The organism is Nevskia sp., assembly GCF_021732705.1.
Classification (GTDB): Bacteria; Pseudomonadota; Gammaproteobacteria; order Nevskiales; family Nevskiaceae; genus Nevskia.
In genome coordinates this window covers 17210-33244 of sequence record NZ_JAKFUM010000007.1, presented here as the reverse complement: position 1 = coordinate 33244, position 16035 = coordinate 17210, and the positions used below count along the sequence as shown (strand labels likewise).

Annotated in this window: 14 protein-coding genes; 11 read left to right on the top strand and 3 right to left on the bottom strand. The window is 67.7% G+C overall.

Features of this window, described 5'->3' with window-relative positions; genetic code table 11:
• Positions 1 to 11: 11 nt before the first annotated feature.
• Genes QZ951_RS07320 through QZ951_RS07310 form a run of 3 tightly spaced genes read right to left on the bottom strand, consistent with a single transcriptional unit; the run spans position 12 to position 3357 of the window.
• Positions 12 to 752 (bottom strand): ATP-binding cassette domain-containing protein, encoded by a 741-nt coding sequence (locus tag QZ951_RS07320; protein ID WP_366943844.1) that lies wholly within the window; start codon positions 750 to 752, stop codon positions 12 to 14.
• Positions 745 to 1653: a LysR family transcriptional regulator gene (locus QZ951_RS07315; protein ID WP_292999882.1), complete on the bottom strand. Its 909-nt coding sequence runs from the start codon at positions 1651 to 1653 to the stop codon at positions 745 to 747. Before QZ951_RS07315 ends, QZ951_RS07320 begins: the two co-directional genes overlap by 8 nt.
• A 24-nt stretch (positions 1654 to 1677) precedes the next feature.
• A complete protein-coding gene (locus QZ951_RS07310; protein ID WP_292999881.1) occupies positions 1678 to 3357 on the bottom strand; it encodes a hypothetical protein in 1680 nt (559 codons plus the stop codon).
• Positions 3358 to 3603: 246 nt separating this feature from the next.
• Here QZ951_RS07310 and leuC point away from each other — a divergent pair, with 246 nt between their 5' ends.
• The 11 genes from leuC to trpA all read left to right on the top strand — a co-directional run bounded on the left by leuC (position 3604) and on the right by trpA (position 16005).
• Complete coding sequence (gene leuC / locus QZ951_RS07305) at positions 3604 to 5031, top strand: 3-isopropylmalate dehydratase large subunit (RefSeq protein WP_292999880.1); 1428 nt, start codon at positions 3604 to 3606, stop codon at positions 5029 to 5031.
• A gap of 2 nt (positions 5032 to 5033) precedes the next feature.
• A complete protein-coding gene (gene leuD, locus QZ951_RS07300) occupies positions 5034 to 5672 on the top strand; it encodes a 3-isopropylmalate dehydratase small subunit (protein WP_292999879.1) in 639 nt (212 codons plus the stop codon).
• A 118-nt stretch (positions 5673 to 5790) separates the two neighbouring features.
• Positions 5791 to 6666 carry a hypothetical protein gene (locus tag QZ951_RS07295; protein WP_292999878.1) on the top strand — a complete coding sequence of 292 codons (876 nt, stop codon included), beginning with the start codon at positions 5791 to 5793 and terminating at the stop codon, positions 6664 to 6666.
• A 52-nt stretch (positions 6667 to 6718) separates the two neighbouring features.
• On the top strand, positions 6719 to 7822 hold the full coding sequence (gene leuB, locus QZ951_RS07290; RefSeq protein WP_292999877.1) for a 3-isopropylmalate dehydrogenase: 1104 nt from the start codon (positions 6719 to 6721) through the stop codon (positions 7820 to 7822).
• 114 nt (positions 7823 to 7936) lie between these two features.
• The gene (gene asd / locus QZ951_RS07285) at positions 7937 to 9064 is read left to right on the top strand and encodes an aspartate-semialdehyde dehydrogenase (RefSeq protein WP_293000288.1); all 1128 of its coding nucleotides are present in this window, start codon (positions 7937 to 7939) and stop codon (positions 9062 to 9064) included.
• Entirely contained in the window at positions 9061 to 10095 is a 1035-nt protein-coding gene (locus tag QZ951_RS07280) for an aspartate-semialdehyde dehydrogenase (protein WP_292999876.1), read from the top strand. The genes asd and QZ951_RS07280 overlap by 4 nt, the downstream gene beginning before the upstream one ends.
• 119 nt (positions 10096 to 10214) lie before the next feature.
• Positions 10215 to 12455: a FimV/HubP family polar landmark protein gene (locus tag QZ951_RS07275; RefSeq protein ID WP_292999875.1), complete on the top strand. Its 2241-nt coding sequence runs from the start codon at positions 10215 to 10217 to the stop codon at positions 12453 to 12455.
• Positions 12456 to 12486: 31 nt separating this feature from the next.
• Positions 12487 to 13281 carry a tRNA pseudouridine(38-40) synthase TruA gene (truA, locus tag QZ951_RS07270; RefSeq protein WP_292999874.1) on the top strand — a complete coding sequence of 265 codons (795 nt, stop codon included), beginning with the start codon at positions 12487 to 12489 and terminating at the stop codon, positions 13279 to 13281.
• Positions 13278 to 13928 (top strand): phosphoribosylanthranilate isomerase, encoded by a 651-nt coding sequence (locus tag QZ951_RS07265; RefSeq protein ID WP_292999873.1) that lies wholly within the window; start codon positions 13278 to 13280, stop codon positions 13926 to 13928. The genes truA and QZ951_RS07265 overlap by 4 nt, the downstream gene beginning before the upstream one ends.
• A 20-nt stretch (positions 13929 to 13948) precedes the next feature.
• Positions 13949 to 15151, top strand: a complete 1203-nt coding sequence (gene trpB, locus QZ951_RS07260) for a tryptophan synthase subunit beta (RefSeq protein WP_292999872.1) — start codon at positions 13949 to 13951, stop codon at positions 15149 to 15151.
• Between the two features lie 20 nt (positions 15152 to 15171).
• Positions 15172 to 16005, top strand: coding sequence for a tryptophan synthase subunit alpha (trpA, locus tag QZ951_RS07255; RefSeq protein WP_292999871.1), 834 nt, complete (start codon positions 15172 to 15174; stop codon positions 16003 to 16005).
• Positions 16006 to 16035: the final 30 nt, after the last annotated feature.

Here is a 16035-nt window from a genome sequence, read left to right as displayed (position 1 = left end):
CAGCAGGTGCCTCATGCCGCGCGCTCCGGCAGGCCGCGCTGGGCTTCGACGAAACGGCGGACGAAGTCGCTGGCCGGCCGTTCGATCAGGTCGGCCAAGGTGCCGTCCTGCACCTGCTTGCCGTGCTGCATCAGCACCAGTCGCGGCGCGAGGAACGCGGCCTCCGGCAGATCGTGCGTGACCAGCAACACGGTCTTGCCGAGGCTCGCGAACAGCGCCTTCAGCTCGTCCTGCAGATCATGGCGAACGATCGGATCGAGTGCGCCCAGCGGCTCGTCGAGCAGCAGCGCCGGCGGATCGGTCATCAGCGCCCGCATCATCGCCACGCGCTGGCGCTGGCCGCCGGAGAGTTCCGACGGATAGCGTCGCAGCGTGTCCGCCGGCAGCTGCACCAGCGCGCGAAGCTCATCGGCACGGCGGTCGATGCGGGCATCGCTCCAGCCAAGGTGACGCGGCAGCAGCGCCACGTTGTCGCGCGCGCTCAGGTGCGGGAACAGGCCACCGTCCTGAATCACCGTGCCGATGCGCTGGCGAATCGCGAGCCGGTTGCGCCGGGTCACCGGCTCGCCGCCGACCCGCACCTCGCCCTGATCCGGCCAGTCGAGCCCGAGCAGCAGGCGCAGCACGGTCGACTTGCCCGAGCCGCTGCTGCCGATCACGGCCGTGACGGTGCCGGCCGCGAACGACAGGCTCAGGTCATCGAGCGCGACGACTGCGCCGTAGCGTCGCGACACCTTGCGCAGTTCAAACAGGATCGTTCTCCGGTGGCATCGGCCGTTGCAGCGCGCGCGCCTCGTGCAAGGCCAGCAGCAACGCTTCCGCCGCGCGCGACAGCGTGCGCCGACGATGGCTGACCGCGCCGAGCTGCCGTTGCATGCGCAGCCCCGGAATCGCGACCGCGCGGATCGTGTCGTCGATCATCGACGCCGGCAGCACGCTCCAGCCCAGACCGATCGCGACCAGCATCTTCAGCGTTTCCAGATAGTTGGTCGCCATCCGCACGCGCGGCGCCACGCCATGCTCGCGCAACGCGGCCGTGACGATGCGATGGGTGTAGGTGCGATCGTCCGGCAGCACGGCGGGGTGTTCGGCCAGCTCGATCAGGCGGGGCGCGGCCTTCAGCGCCAGCGGGTGGCCGGGCGCGGCAACGACCGCAAGCGGGTCATCCCAGATCGGCTGGACCACGAGATTGTCGATCTCGACCGTCGGCAGGGTGACGATGCCGAGTTCCAGCTTGCTGTGCACGACCGCCTCGCAGGCGTCTTCGGAATCCATGAACTGGATGTCGAGATCGACGTCGGGGTACTGGTTGGTGAACGCCCGCAGCACCGGCGGCAGTCGATGCAGGCCGATGTGATGGCTGGTGCCGATCGACAGCCGGCCGCTGACCGCGCCGGACAACTGCGCCAGCGCCCGCCGCCCGTCCTCGATCTGCTGCAGCACCTGCCGCGCATACGGCAGCAGGGTGCGACCGGCATTGGTCAGGCCGATCTGACGACCGACGCGGTCGAACAGCGGCGCGCCGATCGAATCCTCGAGTGCCGCGATCCGCTTGCTGATGGCCGGTTGCGACAGGTGCATGCGCTCGCCGGCCTTCGAGAACGAACCCGATTCGGCCACTTCGAGAAAGGCGCTGAGGCCGTGGGTGTCCATCGGGGATCGGCGGCCGGTCGCGCGTCAGTTCGCCGGCGGCGAACGGCCGAGCCGCGCTTCCAGCTCGCGGGCGCGCTGCGACGCGGCCCAGTACTTGTCGAGGTCGAAGCTGCAATAGACGCAGAACGGCGTGTCGACCTGGCGATAGCGGCAGCGCGGGCACTGGATGCGGCCGAGCGCATCGACTTCCTTGGCGATGTGCAGCACGGCCTGCGGTGGCGGAATCGCCGACGGCACGTCCGGCCGGCTCTCGGCCTTCGGCACCGGCGGTGGCTCCGGCCGTGCGGCCTTGGTCACGGTCGGCGAGAACGCGGAAACCGGCGGTGCCGTCTTCACCACCGGGGCCGAGACCGGCAACGGCGGGATGTCGGTCGCGAGCAATGTCGAGACGTCGGTGGCCGTCTCCGCCGCGGGCTCCGGCGTCGGCACCACATCGACGGCGACGGGCGCGGTCTCCGCGACGGGTTCCGGAAGCGCTTCGGACCGTGTTTCGGGTGGCGTCTGCTCGTCGTGCGACGCCCCGTCGGGTTCCGGCGAGTCGATGGGTTCGAAAGCGGGCGTTTCCGCCGCGGCCTCGGCAGAGCCTGCAGCCGCGCGCTCGGCGACGGTATCCATGTCGATGATCGCCGAATGAGGCACCGCATCGGCTTCGGCCGCAGCGACCGAATCGTTGCCGATCGCATCCACAAATTCGGCCACGGCAGTCGCTGGCTCGCGCGGCACTGCGGCGGGCTCGCGCAGCGCTGCCTCGTCGCGATCGACACTGACGGCGGCCAATGGCGATTCGGCGACGAGCTCGAGGTCATCGGTGGGCGGCGCGAGGTGTACGCCTTCGATGTCCGTCGCCAACGGTGGAGAGGCGATGTCGCGGGCGGGTTCGACCACCTCGGACTCGGCGCTCGTGACGGCGGTCGCCGCCGGCGTTTCTGCTTCGAAAGCGGGCGCGGCGTCGCCATCGTCGGCTACCGGGTGCTGCATTCCGGACGACGTCTCGGGCGCCGCAAGCGGCACGACGGGCTCGATCGCTTGGCCCGCGTCCAACGCCGGCGCGGGCTCGGCGGCGGTCGAGAGGTCAGTCGACGGTTCGGTCGACAGGTCGCCGGACGCCATCGCGCCCAAGTCCTCGGCGGCCCTGACTGTCACGTCGATCGGGGCAGCAGGCGCTTCCGTGATCGGCGCATCGAGCCCCATCTCGTTCAGCACCACAGCCGGTATCGCAGGCGGGTTGGGCAGCGTCGGCAGCACCCGCTTCGGCACTGGCGCCGGCGGGAACGGCAGCGGCACGCTCGGTCCCGGCAGGTTGACGGCGCTGATCGGAATCGGGCGCGCGGCATCGACTTCGGCGGCATCGAGCAGGCTCAGCGCTCGCAGCCCGAGCACCGCCACCAGCCCGAACAGCGCGTGCACGGCGATGCCGAACGGCAGCAGCGGGTTCGGCACGCTGACGCCACGTTGCGCGATCAGCACGGCGAGCAGCAGGTGCAGCGCGCCGGTCACGATCCACGCGACGCGCGAGCGCCGGGCGCCGCGCTGAGCGAGCACCGCGAGCAGCAGGGCCAGCATCGCGGACACGGCCACTTTCGGTTCCAGCGCCAGCAAGGCGTACGAGCTTGCGGCCGTCGCCGGACTGCCGATCGCGAGAATCAGGGCCAGTCGCCGCAGGCGTTGTTCGGCAATTCGCAGGGCGTCGAGCAGGGCGGACACGGTCGGCGGGCGGACGGGAAGCGGAAACGGGATGGGCGAGTTGCAGCGTCATAGCGTGCGGGACGGCGATGTGGCCAGCAAGCGAGGCCGCGACGATGCCGAGTCCGATCAATGATAACCAACGCGACTTCAAAGAATGAAGACGATTCATTGGAGTTATTAGGGGGGCGCTCCTACACTGCGCGCCATTCAAGACCCGGTTGCGCGCGCTGCGACGTGCGGAACCCGCTGCCAGGAAGACCGACGATGACCACCTCGACCCGACCGAGAACCCTGTACGACAAGTTGTGGGATGCCCATGTGGTGCTCGACAACGGCGACGGCTCGGCACTCGTCTACATCGATCGCCAGTTGCTGCACGAAGTGACCAGCCCGCAGGCCTTCGACGGCCTGCGTCTGGCCCAGCGCCAGCCGTGGCGACTGTCGGCCAACCTCGCGGTGGCCGATCACAACGTGCCGACGACCGATCGCTCGGTCGGCATCGAAGACCCGATCTCGCGGGCGCAGGTCGAGGCGCTGGACGCCAACTGCGCCGAGTACGGCATCACCGAATTCAAGATGAATGACGCCCGTCAGGGCATCGTCCATGTGATCGGGCCGGAACAGGGCGCGACCTTGCCGGGCATGACCGTGGTCTGCGGCGACTCGCACACCTCGACCCATGGCGCGTTCGGCGCGCTGGCGTTCGGCATCGGCACGTCGGAAGTCGAGCACGCGCTGGCCACGCAGACGCTGGTGATGAAGAAGTCGAAGAACATGCGGGTGACGGTGCGCGGGCAGGTTGCGCCCGGCATCACGGCGAAGGACATCGTGCTGGCGATCATCGGCAGGATCGGCACCGCCGGCGGCAACGGTCACACGATCGAATTCGCGGGCGAAGCGATCGAGCGGCTTTCGATGGAAGGCCGCATGACGGTCTGCAACATGGCGATCGAAGCGGGTGCGCGCGCCGGCCTGATCGCGGTCGATGCCACGACCATCGCCTATGTCCAGAACCGGCCGTTTTCGCCGACCGGCGAAGCGCTCGCCAAGGCCATCGCCTGGTGGAACACGCTGCAGTCCGATGATGGCGCGGTGTTCGATCGCGAAGTCGAGATCGATGCCGCGTCGATCCAGCCGCAGGTGACCTGGGGCACGAGCCCGGAGATGGTGCTGCCGGTCTCCGGCCGCGTCCCGAATCCGGCGAACGAGGCCGATCCGGTGAAGCGCAACTCGATCGAACGCGCGCTGCACTACATGGGCATCCGCGCCGACCAGCCGATCACCGACATCGCGATCGACAAGGTCTTCATCGGCTCCTGCACCAATTCGCGGATCGAGGATCTGCGCGCCGCCGCCAGCGTGCTCAGAGGCAAGCGCATCGCCGGCAACGTCAAGCTGGCGCTGGCGGTGCCGGGTTCGGGGCTGGTCAAGCGGCAGGCGGAAAGCGAAGGCTTGGACAAGGTCTTCATCGACGCCGGCTTCGAATGGCGCGAGCCGGGCTGTTCGATGTGCCTCGGCATGAATGCCGATCAGCTGTCGCCGGGCGAGCGTTGCGCGTCGACCAGCAATCGCAACTTCGAAGGTCGCCAGGGTGCCGGCGGCCGCACGCACCTCGTGTCACCGGCGATGGCCGCCGCCGCGGCCGTTGCCGGGCGTTTCGTCGACGTACGCCACATTTCCGCGGGGAACTGACCATGCAGCCCTTCACCATCGTCACCGGCAAGGTTGCGCCGCTGGATCGCGCCAATGTCGACACCGACGCCATCATTCCGAAGCAGTATCTGAAGTCGATCAAGAAGACTGGCTTTGGCCCGTTCCTGTTCGATGACTGGCGCTACCTCGACAAGGGCGATCTCGACATCGACCCCGCCACGCGCCGCAAGAACCCGGATTTCGTACTGAACGACGCCCGTTTCGCCGGCAGCACCGTGCTGATCGCGCGCGAGAACTTCGGTTGCGGCTCGTCCCGCGAGCACGCGGTGTGGGCGCTGACCGACTACGGCTTCCGCGCCGTGATCGCGCCCGGTTTCGCCGACATCTTCTTCAACAACAGCTTCAAGAACGGCTTTCTGCCGCTGACCCTGAAGGCCGAGGAGGTCGACGCGCTGTTTGTCGAAAGTGCCTCGGCCGCCGATTTCCGGCTGACCATCGACCTGCCGGCGCAGACGGTGTCGACGCCGGGCGGCTTGCGCTTCTCGTTCGAGATCGACCCGTTCCGCAAGGATTGCCTGATCCGCGGACTCGACGAGATCGGCCTGACCCTGCAGCACGCCGACGCGATCCGCGCCTATGAAGCGCGGCAGAAAGTCAGCGCGCCGTGGCTCGCGGCCTGAGGTGGTCAGTGGGCAATTCCCGCCGGAGTGCGGGAACCGGCGCGCGCCGCACTTGCCCAAGGCGGGCATTCCGCGCGAGCCTGCGCGCCTTTTCCGTTGCCTTGCAAGGAGCTGACCGATGCGTGCCCTAGTCTGGTTGTTGTTGATGTCGTCCTCGCTGCTGGCCCGCGCTGCCGGGCCGGATCCGACCTGGGTCGCCAAGGGTTTTGCGCAGCCGGAATCGGCGCTGTACGTCCCGGAACAGGACCTGATCTACGTCAGCAACATCGACGGCGAGCCGGGCGCGAAGGACGGCAAGGGTTTCATTTCCCGCGTCGCGCCGGACGGCACGATCGTCAAGCGGGCGTGGATCAGCGGCCTGAACGCGCCGAAGGGCATGGCCTACAAGAACGGCCTGCTGTACGTGTCGGACATCGATCAGCTTCTCGTGATCGACACCGGCAACGGCCGCGTGATCAAGCGTTATCCGGCGCTGGGTGCCAAGTTCTTCAATGATGTCGCGGTCGACAAGGCCGGTCGCGTCTATGTGTCGGATACCGGCACCAATGCGATCTGGCGGCTGGCCGGCGAGCGCTTCGTGATCTGGGTGCAGGAAGCCCGCCTGAATCATCCGAACGGCCTGCTGGCCGAACGCGGCCTGCTGGTGGTGGCCCCGTACGGCACGCAGGGCGAGAACGGCGAGGCCGGCTTCCTGCTGACGGTCAATCTCGAAACGAAGGAAATCAACTACCGCTTCGGGCCGATCGGTGTCGGCTCGCTCGACGGGCTGGTGCCTGATGGTCAGGACGGCTACTACCTCAGCGATTTCGAGCACAGCAACGTCTATCACGTGCATGCCAACGGCGATCACCTGCTGTGGGTGCTGCAGGAGCCGCCGGGCACGGCGGACCTCGGCCTGATCCCGGGCAAGCTGGTGCTGGTGCCGCACATGAAGGAAGGCACGCTCAGCGCGTACAAGGTTGAGCGGCTCGAAAAGCCGGCAGCCGCGAACTGATCGGCCGGCATCCGCAATTTCTCACAGATTCAGCCACCTGCATTCAACGACGATGACTCAGAAGATCCTGCTGCTCCCCGGTGACGGCATCGGCCCGGAAATCACGGCCGAGGCGGTCAAGCTGCTGACCGTGCTGCGCGACCGGCACGGGTTTGACGCCACCTGGAGCAGCGCCCCGATCGGCGGCGCCGGCTATGACGCTGCCGGCCATCCGCTGCCGCCGGCGACGCTGGAAGCCGCAAAGGCCGCCGATGCGATTCTGCTGGCCGCGGTCGGCGGTCCGAAATACGACAGCTTGCCGAAGGAACTGCGCCCGGAGCGCGGCCTGCTCGGCATTCGCGCGGGTCTGGGCCTGTATTCGAACCTGCGGCCGGCGATCCTGTATCCGGAGCTGGCCGACGCCTCGTCGCTGAAGCCGGACGTGGTGTCCGGGCTCGACATCCTGATCGTCCGCGAACTGACCGGCGGCATTTACTTCGGCAAGCGCGAAACCGGTGTCGAGACCGACTACAAGGTCGGCAGCCATGTGATCCCAAGCGCCCGCGTCGCGCGTGACACCGAGGCCTATTCGGACTTCGAGATCGCCCGCATCGCCCGCACGGCGTTCGAGGCGGCGCGCCTGCGCGGCAAGCGCCTGTGCTCGGTCGACAAGAACAACGTGCTGGAGTCCTCGCAGCTGTGGCGCGAGGTGGTGATCGAGGTGTCGAAGGAGTATCCGGACGTCACCCTGAGCCATCTCTTGGTCGACAACGCCGCGATGCAGCTGGTGCGCGCGCCGAAGCAGTTCGACGTGCTGGTCACCAGCAACATGTTCGGCGACATCCTGAGCGACATCGCTGCGGAACTGACCGGCTCGATCGGCATGCTGCCGTCGGCCTCGCTGAACGAGCGCGGGCAGGGCCTGTACGAGCCGAGCCACGGTTCGGCGCCGGACATCGCCGGCCTAGGTGTGGCCAATCCGCTGGCGATGCTGTTGTCGGTGGCGATGATGCTGCGCTACTCGCTCGGTCGCAGTGATCTGGCCGACCGGATCCAGGCTGCGGTCAAGACGGTGCTGGCCGCGGGTCTGCGCACCGGCGACATCGCCAAGCCGGGCGAAGCGCGCATCGGCACTGCTGCGATGGGCGATGCCGTGGTGGCCGCGCTCGGCCACTGATTCATTGTCGTAGTCCCCGCGCAGGCGGGAATCCCGTTCTCGCACCCGGCACGCCTGTCGTGAACGGCGCGGCGATGTCCTGATGCAACGCGGTTTCGTGGAGAAGCACTGATGTTGAAGAAGCTTGGAATGGTCGGCTGGCGCGGCATGGTCGGCTCGGTGCTGGTGCAGCGCATGGTCGAAGAGAACGACTTCGCCGCCGTCGAGACGCATTTCTTCTCGACCTCCAACCCCGGCGCGCCGGGTCCGTGGCTGTACGGCATCGAATCGCCGCCGCTGAAGGATGGCAACAGCGTCGAAGCGCTGAGTGCGATGGACATCATCATCACCTGCCAGGGCGGCGACTACACCAACGCCGTCTACCCGAAGCTGCGCGCGGCCGGCTGGAATGGCTACTGGATCGACGCCGCCAGCGCGCTGCGGATGAAGGACGATGCCGTGATCATCCTCGACCCGGTCAACCGCGGCGTCATCGATGACGCGCTGGCGAAGGGCATCAAGAACTTTGTCGGCGGCAACTGCACGGTGTCGCTGATGCTGATGGCGCTCGGCGCGCTGTACAAGGCCGATCTGGTCGAGTGGATGTCGGCGATGACCTATCAGGCCGCGTCCGGCGCCGGTGCCGCCAACATGCGCGAACTGCTGTCGCAGATGGGCGCTCTGGAATCGGCCGTTGCCGCCGAACTGGCCGATCCGGCGTCGGCGATCCTCGAGATCGACCGCAAGGTGGCCGCCACCCAGCGCTCGGCCGAGTTCCCGACCAAGAACTTCGGCGCGCCGCTCGCGGGCTCGCTGATTCCGTACATCGACAAGCAGCTCGACAACGGCCAGTCGAAGGAAGAGTGGAAGGGCCAGTCGGAGACCAACAAGATCCTCGGCCGCGAAGCGAACCCGATTCCGGTCGACGGCATCTGCGTGCGCATCGGCGCGATGCGCTGCCACTCGCAGGCGCTGACCATCAAGCTGAAGCGCGACGTGCCGATTGCGGAGATCGAAGCGATGATCGCGGCCGACAACGAATGGGTGCGCGTGGTGCCGAACACCCGCGAAGCCAGCATCCGCGATCTGACGCCGGTCGCCGTCACCGGCACGCTCAATGTGGCGGTCGGTCGCCTGCGCAAGCTGAACATGGGGCCGGAGTATCTCGGCGCCTTCACCGTCGGTGACCAGCTGCTGTGGGGCGCGGCCGAGCCGCTGCGCCGCATGCTGCGCATCCTCGTTCAGGCCGGGGTGCCGGCATGAGCGCCGGTGACGGGCGCAAGTTCGATGTCGCCGTCGTCGGCGCCACCGGTGCGGTCGGCGAGCAGCTGCTCGACATCCTGAAGCAGCGCGAATTTCCGGTCGGCAAGGTCTACGCGCTGGCGTCCGAGCGCAGCGCCGGCTCGACCGTCAAGTTCGGCAACCGCGATCTGGTGGTCGAGGATCTGGCGACCTTCGACTTCGGCAAGGTACAGATCGGCCTGTTCTCGCCGGGGGCGGCGGTGTCCGCGGTCTATGCGCCGAAGGCCGCGGCCGCCGGCTGCATCGTGATCGACAACACGTCGCAGTTCCGCTACGTCGACGACATTCCGCTGGTGGTGCCGGAGGTCAATCCGGAAGCGATCGCGCAGTACAAGAACCACGGGATCATCGCCAACCCGAACTGTTCGACGATCCAGATGCTGGTGGCGCTGAAGCCGATCCACGACGCGGTCGGCATCGAGCGGATCAACGTCTGCACCTATCAGAGCGTGTCCGGCACCGGCAAGGACGCGATCGAGGAACTGGGTCGCCAGACCGCAGCGCTGCTGAACTTCCAGGACGCGGTGCAGACGGTCTACCCGAAGCAGATCGCGTTCAACGTCATCCCGCAGATCGATGCCTTCCAGGACAACGGCTACACCAAGGAAGAGATGAAGATGGTCTGGGAGACCCGAAAGATCCTCGGCGATGACGCGATCATGGTGAACCCGACCGCCGTCCGAGTGCCGGTGTTCTACGGCCACTCCGAAGCCGTGCACATCGAGACCCGGAAGAAGATCACGGCGGACGAGGCGCGGGCGCTGCTGGAACAGGCGCCCGGCGTGGTCGTGATCGACCGTCACGAGGACGGCGGCTACCCGACCGCGGTCAGCGATGCCTCGGGCGAGGATGCGGTGTTCGTCGGCCGCATCCGCGAGGACATCTCGCATCCGCGCGGGCTCGACCTGTGGATCGTCTCGGACAACATCCGCAAGGGCGCGGCGCTGAATTCGGTCCAGATCGCGGAACTGCTGATCCGTTCGTACCTGTAGCGGCTACGGCTGTCATGTCGACCGGTTGGTTCGCCTTGTTTCGTAAGGTATAAAGGCAGTTGGCGCCGATTCCTGAAGTGGCGCAGCCGGTTTCCGGCCGATCAGACAAGGGGAACATCATGTTGCGTACTCTGGCATCCGCGCTGGGCCTGGCTTCGATGCTGTGGCTCTCGTCGGCGCAGGCGCTGGGCCTTGGCGATATCGACGTTCGCTCGCGCCTGAACCAGCGTTTCAGCGCGAGCATTCCGGTGCTGTCGGCGACGCCGGCCGAACTGGAAAGTCTGACGGTGCGCATCGCCGGCGCCGAAGAATTCGCGCGCTCCGGCATCGAGCGCTCGGACTATCTGGCGTCGATCAGCTTTGCCGTGACCGGCAGTGGCAGCGCCACGCAGATCAAGGTCAGCAGCGACCAGGCGTCGCGCGATCCGTTCTTGAACTTCATCGTCGAAGCCCGCTGGAACGGCGGCAAGCTGCTGCGCGAGTACACCGTGCTGCTCGATCCGCCGGGCGGCGCACCGACCTTGGCGACGCCGGCACCGTCGGCTGCGCCGAAAACCGCGGGCCCGAAGCAGCCGCTGGCGGAATCGCCGAAGCCGACCGCGGCCGCGTCAGCCGCAGTGCCCGCGCAGGCGACGAAATCGTATGGCCCGGTGCAGGCCAGCCAGACCCTGTGGAGCATCGCGAAAAACCTGCGCATCGATCCCAGCGTGACGATGGATCAGATGCTGCTGGCGCTGTATCAGGGCAATCCGCAGGCCTTCGAGGGCGGCATCAACGGGCTGCTGACCGGCAGTCGGCTGAAAGTGCCGTCGACCGAAGAGGCCAAGGCGGTCGACGCTGCCACCGCCAAGGCACGCGTCGCCGAACTGCGCGGCCTGCCGACCGCAACGGCGCCGACCCCGGCTCCGTCACCTGCACCAACGCCGGCACCCGCTGCGGTGACACCGGCGCCAGCGGCAAAGCCGGTCGCGCCGGCGTCGGCCCCGGTGCCGGCCCCGTCCGCACCAGCGCCCGCTGCGGCCCCGGCCCCGGCCCCGGTACCGGAGCCGGTTCCGGCAGCTGCGCCGTCGCCGGCGCCGGCAGCGACGCCGGAAGCCGGTGCCGCGGTGATCGAAGCGCCGTCGCCTGCCGCACCGGCAGCAGGCGGCGAGACACCGGCACCGGCCGAGGCGGTCACCGAAAAGCCCGCGGACGCTGCGCCACCAGCAGCTCCCGCCCCCGCACTGACCCCGGCACCGGCACCGACCTTGGCCGAACCTTCGGTCTTCGACGACTTGCCGCTGCCATTGATCGGCGGCCTGCTTGCCCTGATCGCCGGCCTCGTCGCAGTCATCGTGCTGCGTCGGCGCAAGGCCGAACAGGCCGCGGCGCGCAGCGAGCCGAAGCTGATCCGCGCCGCCGAAGCGCCGTGGCTCGATTCCGGCACGGCGGATCCGCTGCTGGAAACGGTCAAGCCGGTGCCGGCAGCGAAGCCGTTGACCGATGACACGCCGACGGTGATCGCGCCGGTGGCTGCGGCCGCTGCTGCTGCCGCCGCTGCGGACAGCATCCGCGATGACGAGGAAGCCGAAACGCCGGCCAGCGTTGCCCGTTCGATCGCGTTGAATGTCGACGCCAGCGATCCGCTGACCGAGGCCGATTTCCATCTGGCCTACGGTCTGTACGACGAAGCGGCGCAGATGCTGAAGCAGGCGATCGCACAAGACCCCGAACGCACCGAACTGAAGGTCAAGCTGGCGGAAACCTATGCCGCCGCAGCCAAGCCGGTGGAATTTCAGGAAGTGGCGGAGGAACTGCGCGGGCAGATCAGCGATTACGAATGGCAGAAGATCGCGACCATGGGGCGCAGCCTGAGCCCGAATCTGGCGCTGTATGGCGCCACGCCGGAAACCCTGGCGCCGATGCCGCCGGAAGCACCGCCCACGCCGCTGGAAGAACTCAGCGTCATCGACTTCGACCTCGACGCCGACACCCGCACGCCCGATCCGATCGCGCCGCCGCCGCCCGTCGCACCGGCGCCGGAGCCATTCCCGGTGCTGCAGCCGTCGGTGCCGGCGTCGAACGGGCTCGGTGACATCGATCTCAGCAGCTTCGATCTCGACAGCGACTCGGCGGAAGCCAAGGCCGACGCCAACCGCATCGACTTCAATCTCGACGAACTCGATCTCGACAAGGTCGAGGACTCCGGCGACCTGCCGGCGATGGGCGACGAGATCGACACCAAGCTCGACTTGGCGCGCGCGTATGCCGACATGGGCGACAACGACGCCGCGCGCGGCCTGCTGGCGGAAGTGATCGACGGCGGCAACCCGCAGCAGCAGCAGGAAGCCCGGGCGCTGTCGCAGCGTCTGCAGGGCTGATCCGGTCGCGGTTCCGGCACGATACCGGCACGTGACGCGCTGGGTCGCGGGGGTCGAATACCACGGCACCCGGTTTTCGGGCTGGCAGGTGCAGGCCGGGCGACCGAGCGTGCAGGGTGCGCTGGAGGACGCGCTGTCATCGGTCGCCGCACACCGGGTCGAGACCATCTGCGCCGGGCGGACCGACGCCGGCGTGCACGCGTTCGGTCAGGTCGTCCACTTCGACTCGGATGCGGCGCGCATTCCTTACGCGTGGCTGCTCGGCACCAACTCGCGGTTGCCGCCGGAGGTGTCGCTGCGCTGGGTGCAGCCGGTGGAATCGCCGGATGGGGCAGAGTTCAGCGCGCGCTTCAGTGCCGTGTCCCGTCGCTATCGCTATGTCATCCACAACCATCGTGCGCGCTCGGCCCTGCTGGCCGAGCGCGCGACCTGGTTCGCCCACACGCTGGATGCCGACGCGATGCACCGCGCCGCACAGGTGCTGGTCGGCGAGCATGACTTTTCCGCGTTTCGCGCCGCCGAATGCCAGTCGACGACGCCGATGCGCAATCTGCAGTCGATCCGCGTCTGGCGCAGCGGCAGCTTCGTCGTGCTCGACATTCGCGCCAACGCCTTCCTGCATCACATGGTCCGCAACATCACCGGCACCCTGCTGGAGGTCGGTACGGCGCGAAAGCCGGAGACCTGGGTGGCGGAACTGCTGGCCGAGCGTGACCGGACGCGATCCGGCATGACGGCGGCCGCGCAGGGCCTGTATTTTGTCGGCCCCGATTACCCCGCCGCGTTCGGTCTGCCGACGCCGCAAGACCCGTGGTTTCCCGCATGAGCGATCCGCTCGCCCGCCGCACCCGCATCAAGTTCTGCGGCATGACCCGCGCTGCCGACATCGCCGAGGCCGTGGCGCTGGGCGTCGACGCGATCGGCCTGATTCTGGTACCTGCGAGCCCGAGGGCGCTGACGCTCGATGCCGCCGTGATCCTGAGGCGGGCGATTCCGCCGTTCGTGACCACCGTGGCGCTGCTGCGCAATCCAGACGAGGCCACCGTCCACGCGGTCATCCGGCAGCTGTCGCCGAACCTGCTGCAGTTCCACGGCGAGGAAAGCGCGGCGTTCTGCGCCAGTTTCGGCCACCCGTACCTGAAGGCGATCGCGATGCAGCACCAGACGCGGCCGCTGTCCGAGATCGCTGCCGAGTACGCCAGTGCCGCGGCGCTGCTGCTCGATGGCCACGCGCCGGGCGGGCTCGGCGGGCAGGGCTTGTCGTTCGACTGGGCGCGAGCGACCGAATCGGTGCCGCTGCCGGTGATGCTGGCCGGCGGCATCCGGCCGGACAACGTTGCGGCCGCGATCCAGGCGGCGCGGCCGTATGCGGTCGATGTTTCCAGCGGGATCGAGGCGGCCCCCGGCCTCAAGGATTCAGGCAAAATGCGGGACTTCGCGCGCGAGGTTCGCCGCGCTGACCAGATTCCCTGAAATCGAGCCGCCACCGCCTGATGATCTACGAAAACCTGCCGGACACGAGAGGCCATTTCGGCCCCTACGGTGGCCGTTTCGTCGCCGAAACGCTGATGGAACCGCTGCGCGAGCTGGAAGTCGCCTACAACCAGCTGAAGAACGATGCGGCATTCCGCGCCGAGCTGGACAAGGATCTGGCGCTGTATGTCGGCCGTCCCAGCCCGCTGTATCCCGCGGAACGGCTGACCAAGAAGTGGGGCGGGGCGCAGATCTTCCTGAAGCGCGAAGACCTCAACCACACCGGCGCGCACAAGATCAACAACACGGTCGGTCAGGCGCTGCTGGCCAAGCATCTCGGCAAGACCCGCATCATCGCCGAGACCGGCGCCGGCCAGCATGGTGTGGCGTCCGCGACGATCGCGGCGCGTCTCGGCCTGAAGTGCGTGGTCTACATGGGTGCCGACGACGTCGAACGGCAGAGCCCGAACGTGTACCGCATGAAGTTGCTCGGCGCCGAAGTGATTCCGGTGCAGAGCGGCACGAAAACGCTGAAGGACGCGCTGAACGAAGCGCTGCGCGACTGGGTCACCAACGTCGACGATACCTTCTACGTGATCGGCACCGTTGCCGGCCCGCATCCGTACCCGATGCTGGTGCGTGATTTCAACGCCATCGTCGGCCGCGAAGTGATCAATCAGTCGCGCGACATGCTCGGCCGCCTGCCGGATGCGCTGGTCGCCTGCGTCGGCGGCGGCAGCAATGCCATTGGCCTGTTCCATCCGTTCATCGAGCACGACGGCGTCAAGATGTACGGCGTCGAGGCCGGTGGCGACGGCATCGAGACCGGCCGTCACGCCGCACCGCTGTCGGCCGGCAAGCCGGGCGTGCTGCACGGCAATCGCACGTATGTGATGGCAGACGACAACGGCCAGATCATTGGCACGCATTCGATTTCCGCCGGCCTCGACTATCCCGGCGTCGGCCCGGAGCACTCGTGGCTCAAGGACATCGGCCGCGTGAACTATGTGTCCGTGACCGATACCGAAGCGCTCGAAGCCTTCCACGAATGCACGCGCACCGAGGGCATCATCCCTGCGCTGGAGCCGTCGCACGCGATGGCCTACGCGAAGAAGCTGGCGCCGACCATGCGCCGTGACGAGATCATCGTCGTCAACATGTCCGGCCGTGGCGACAAGGACATCTTCACCATCGCCAAGCTCGAAGGCATCAAGCTGCTGTAATCGACGAAGACATCAGACCCATGAGCCGTATCGAAGCCACGCTTGCCGCGATCAAGGCCAGCCAGCGCAAGGCGCTGATCCCGTACATCACCGCCGGTGATCCGCATCCGAGCCACACCGTGGGCCTGATGCATGCGTTGGTCGCCGGCGGTGCCGACATCATCGAACTCGGCGTGCCGTTCTCCGATCCGATGGCCGATGGCCCGACGATCCAGCTCGCCTGCGAACGCGCGCTGGTGCACAACACCAGCCTGTGGAACTGCTGCGCGATGGTTGCCGAGTTCCGCAAGACGGATGGCCGGACGCCGGTCGTGCTGATGGGCTACCTGAACCCGATCGAGACGCGCGGGCTGGAGGCGTTCTGCCAGCTGGCGAAGGATTCCGGCGTCGACGGCGTGCTGATCGTCGATCTCGCGGTCGAGGAAGCGCCGGATTTCGCGCCGAAGGTGCGTTCGTTCGGACTCGACCTGATCTTCCTGCTGGCGCCGACCAGCTCCGACGCCCGCATCGCGGCGATCGCTCGGGAAGCCAGCGGCTATCTCTACTATGTGTCGCTAAAGGGCGTGACCGGCTCGGCCGCGCTGGACATCGACAGCGTCTCGGAAAAGCTGGCGCAGATCCGGCTGCACACCGATTTGCCGCTGGCCGCCGGCTTCGGCATCCGCGATGCCGAATCGGCCGCGAAGGTTGGCAGCGTGGCGGATGGCGTCGTCGTCGGCAGCGCGCTGGTCTCGCAGATCGAGAAACATCAGCACACCCCGGAAGTGCTGCCGGAGCTGCTGAAGGCGCAGCTGCACGGGATGCGGGTGGCGCTGGATGCGCTGCAGGCGTCGCCCGAACCGGCACTGGCCTGATCGTTGCTGCCGCTTTTCCGCCGTCGCGCT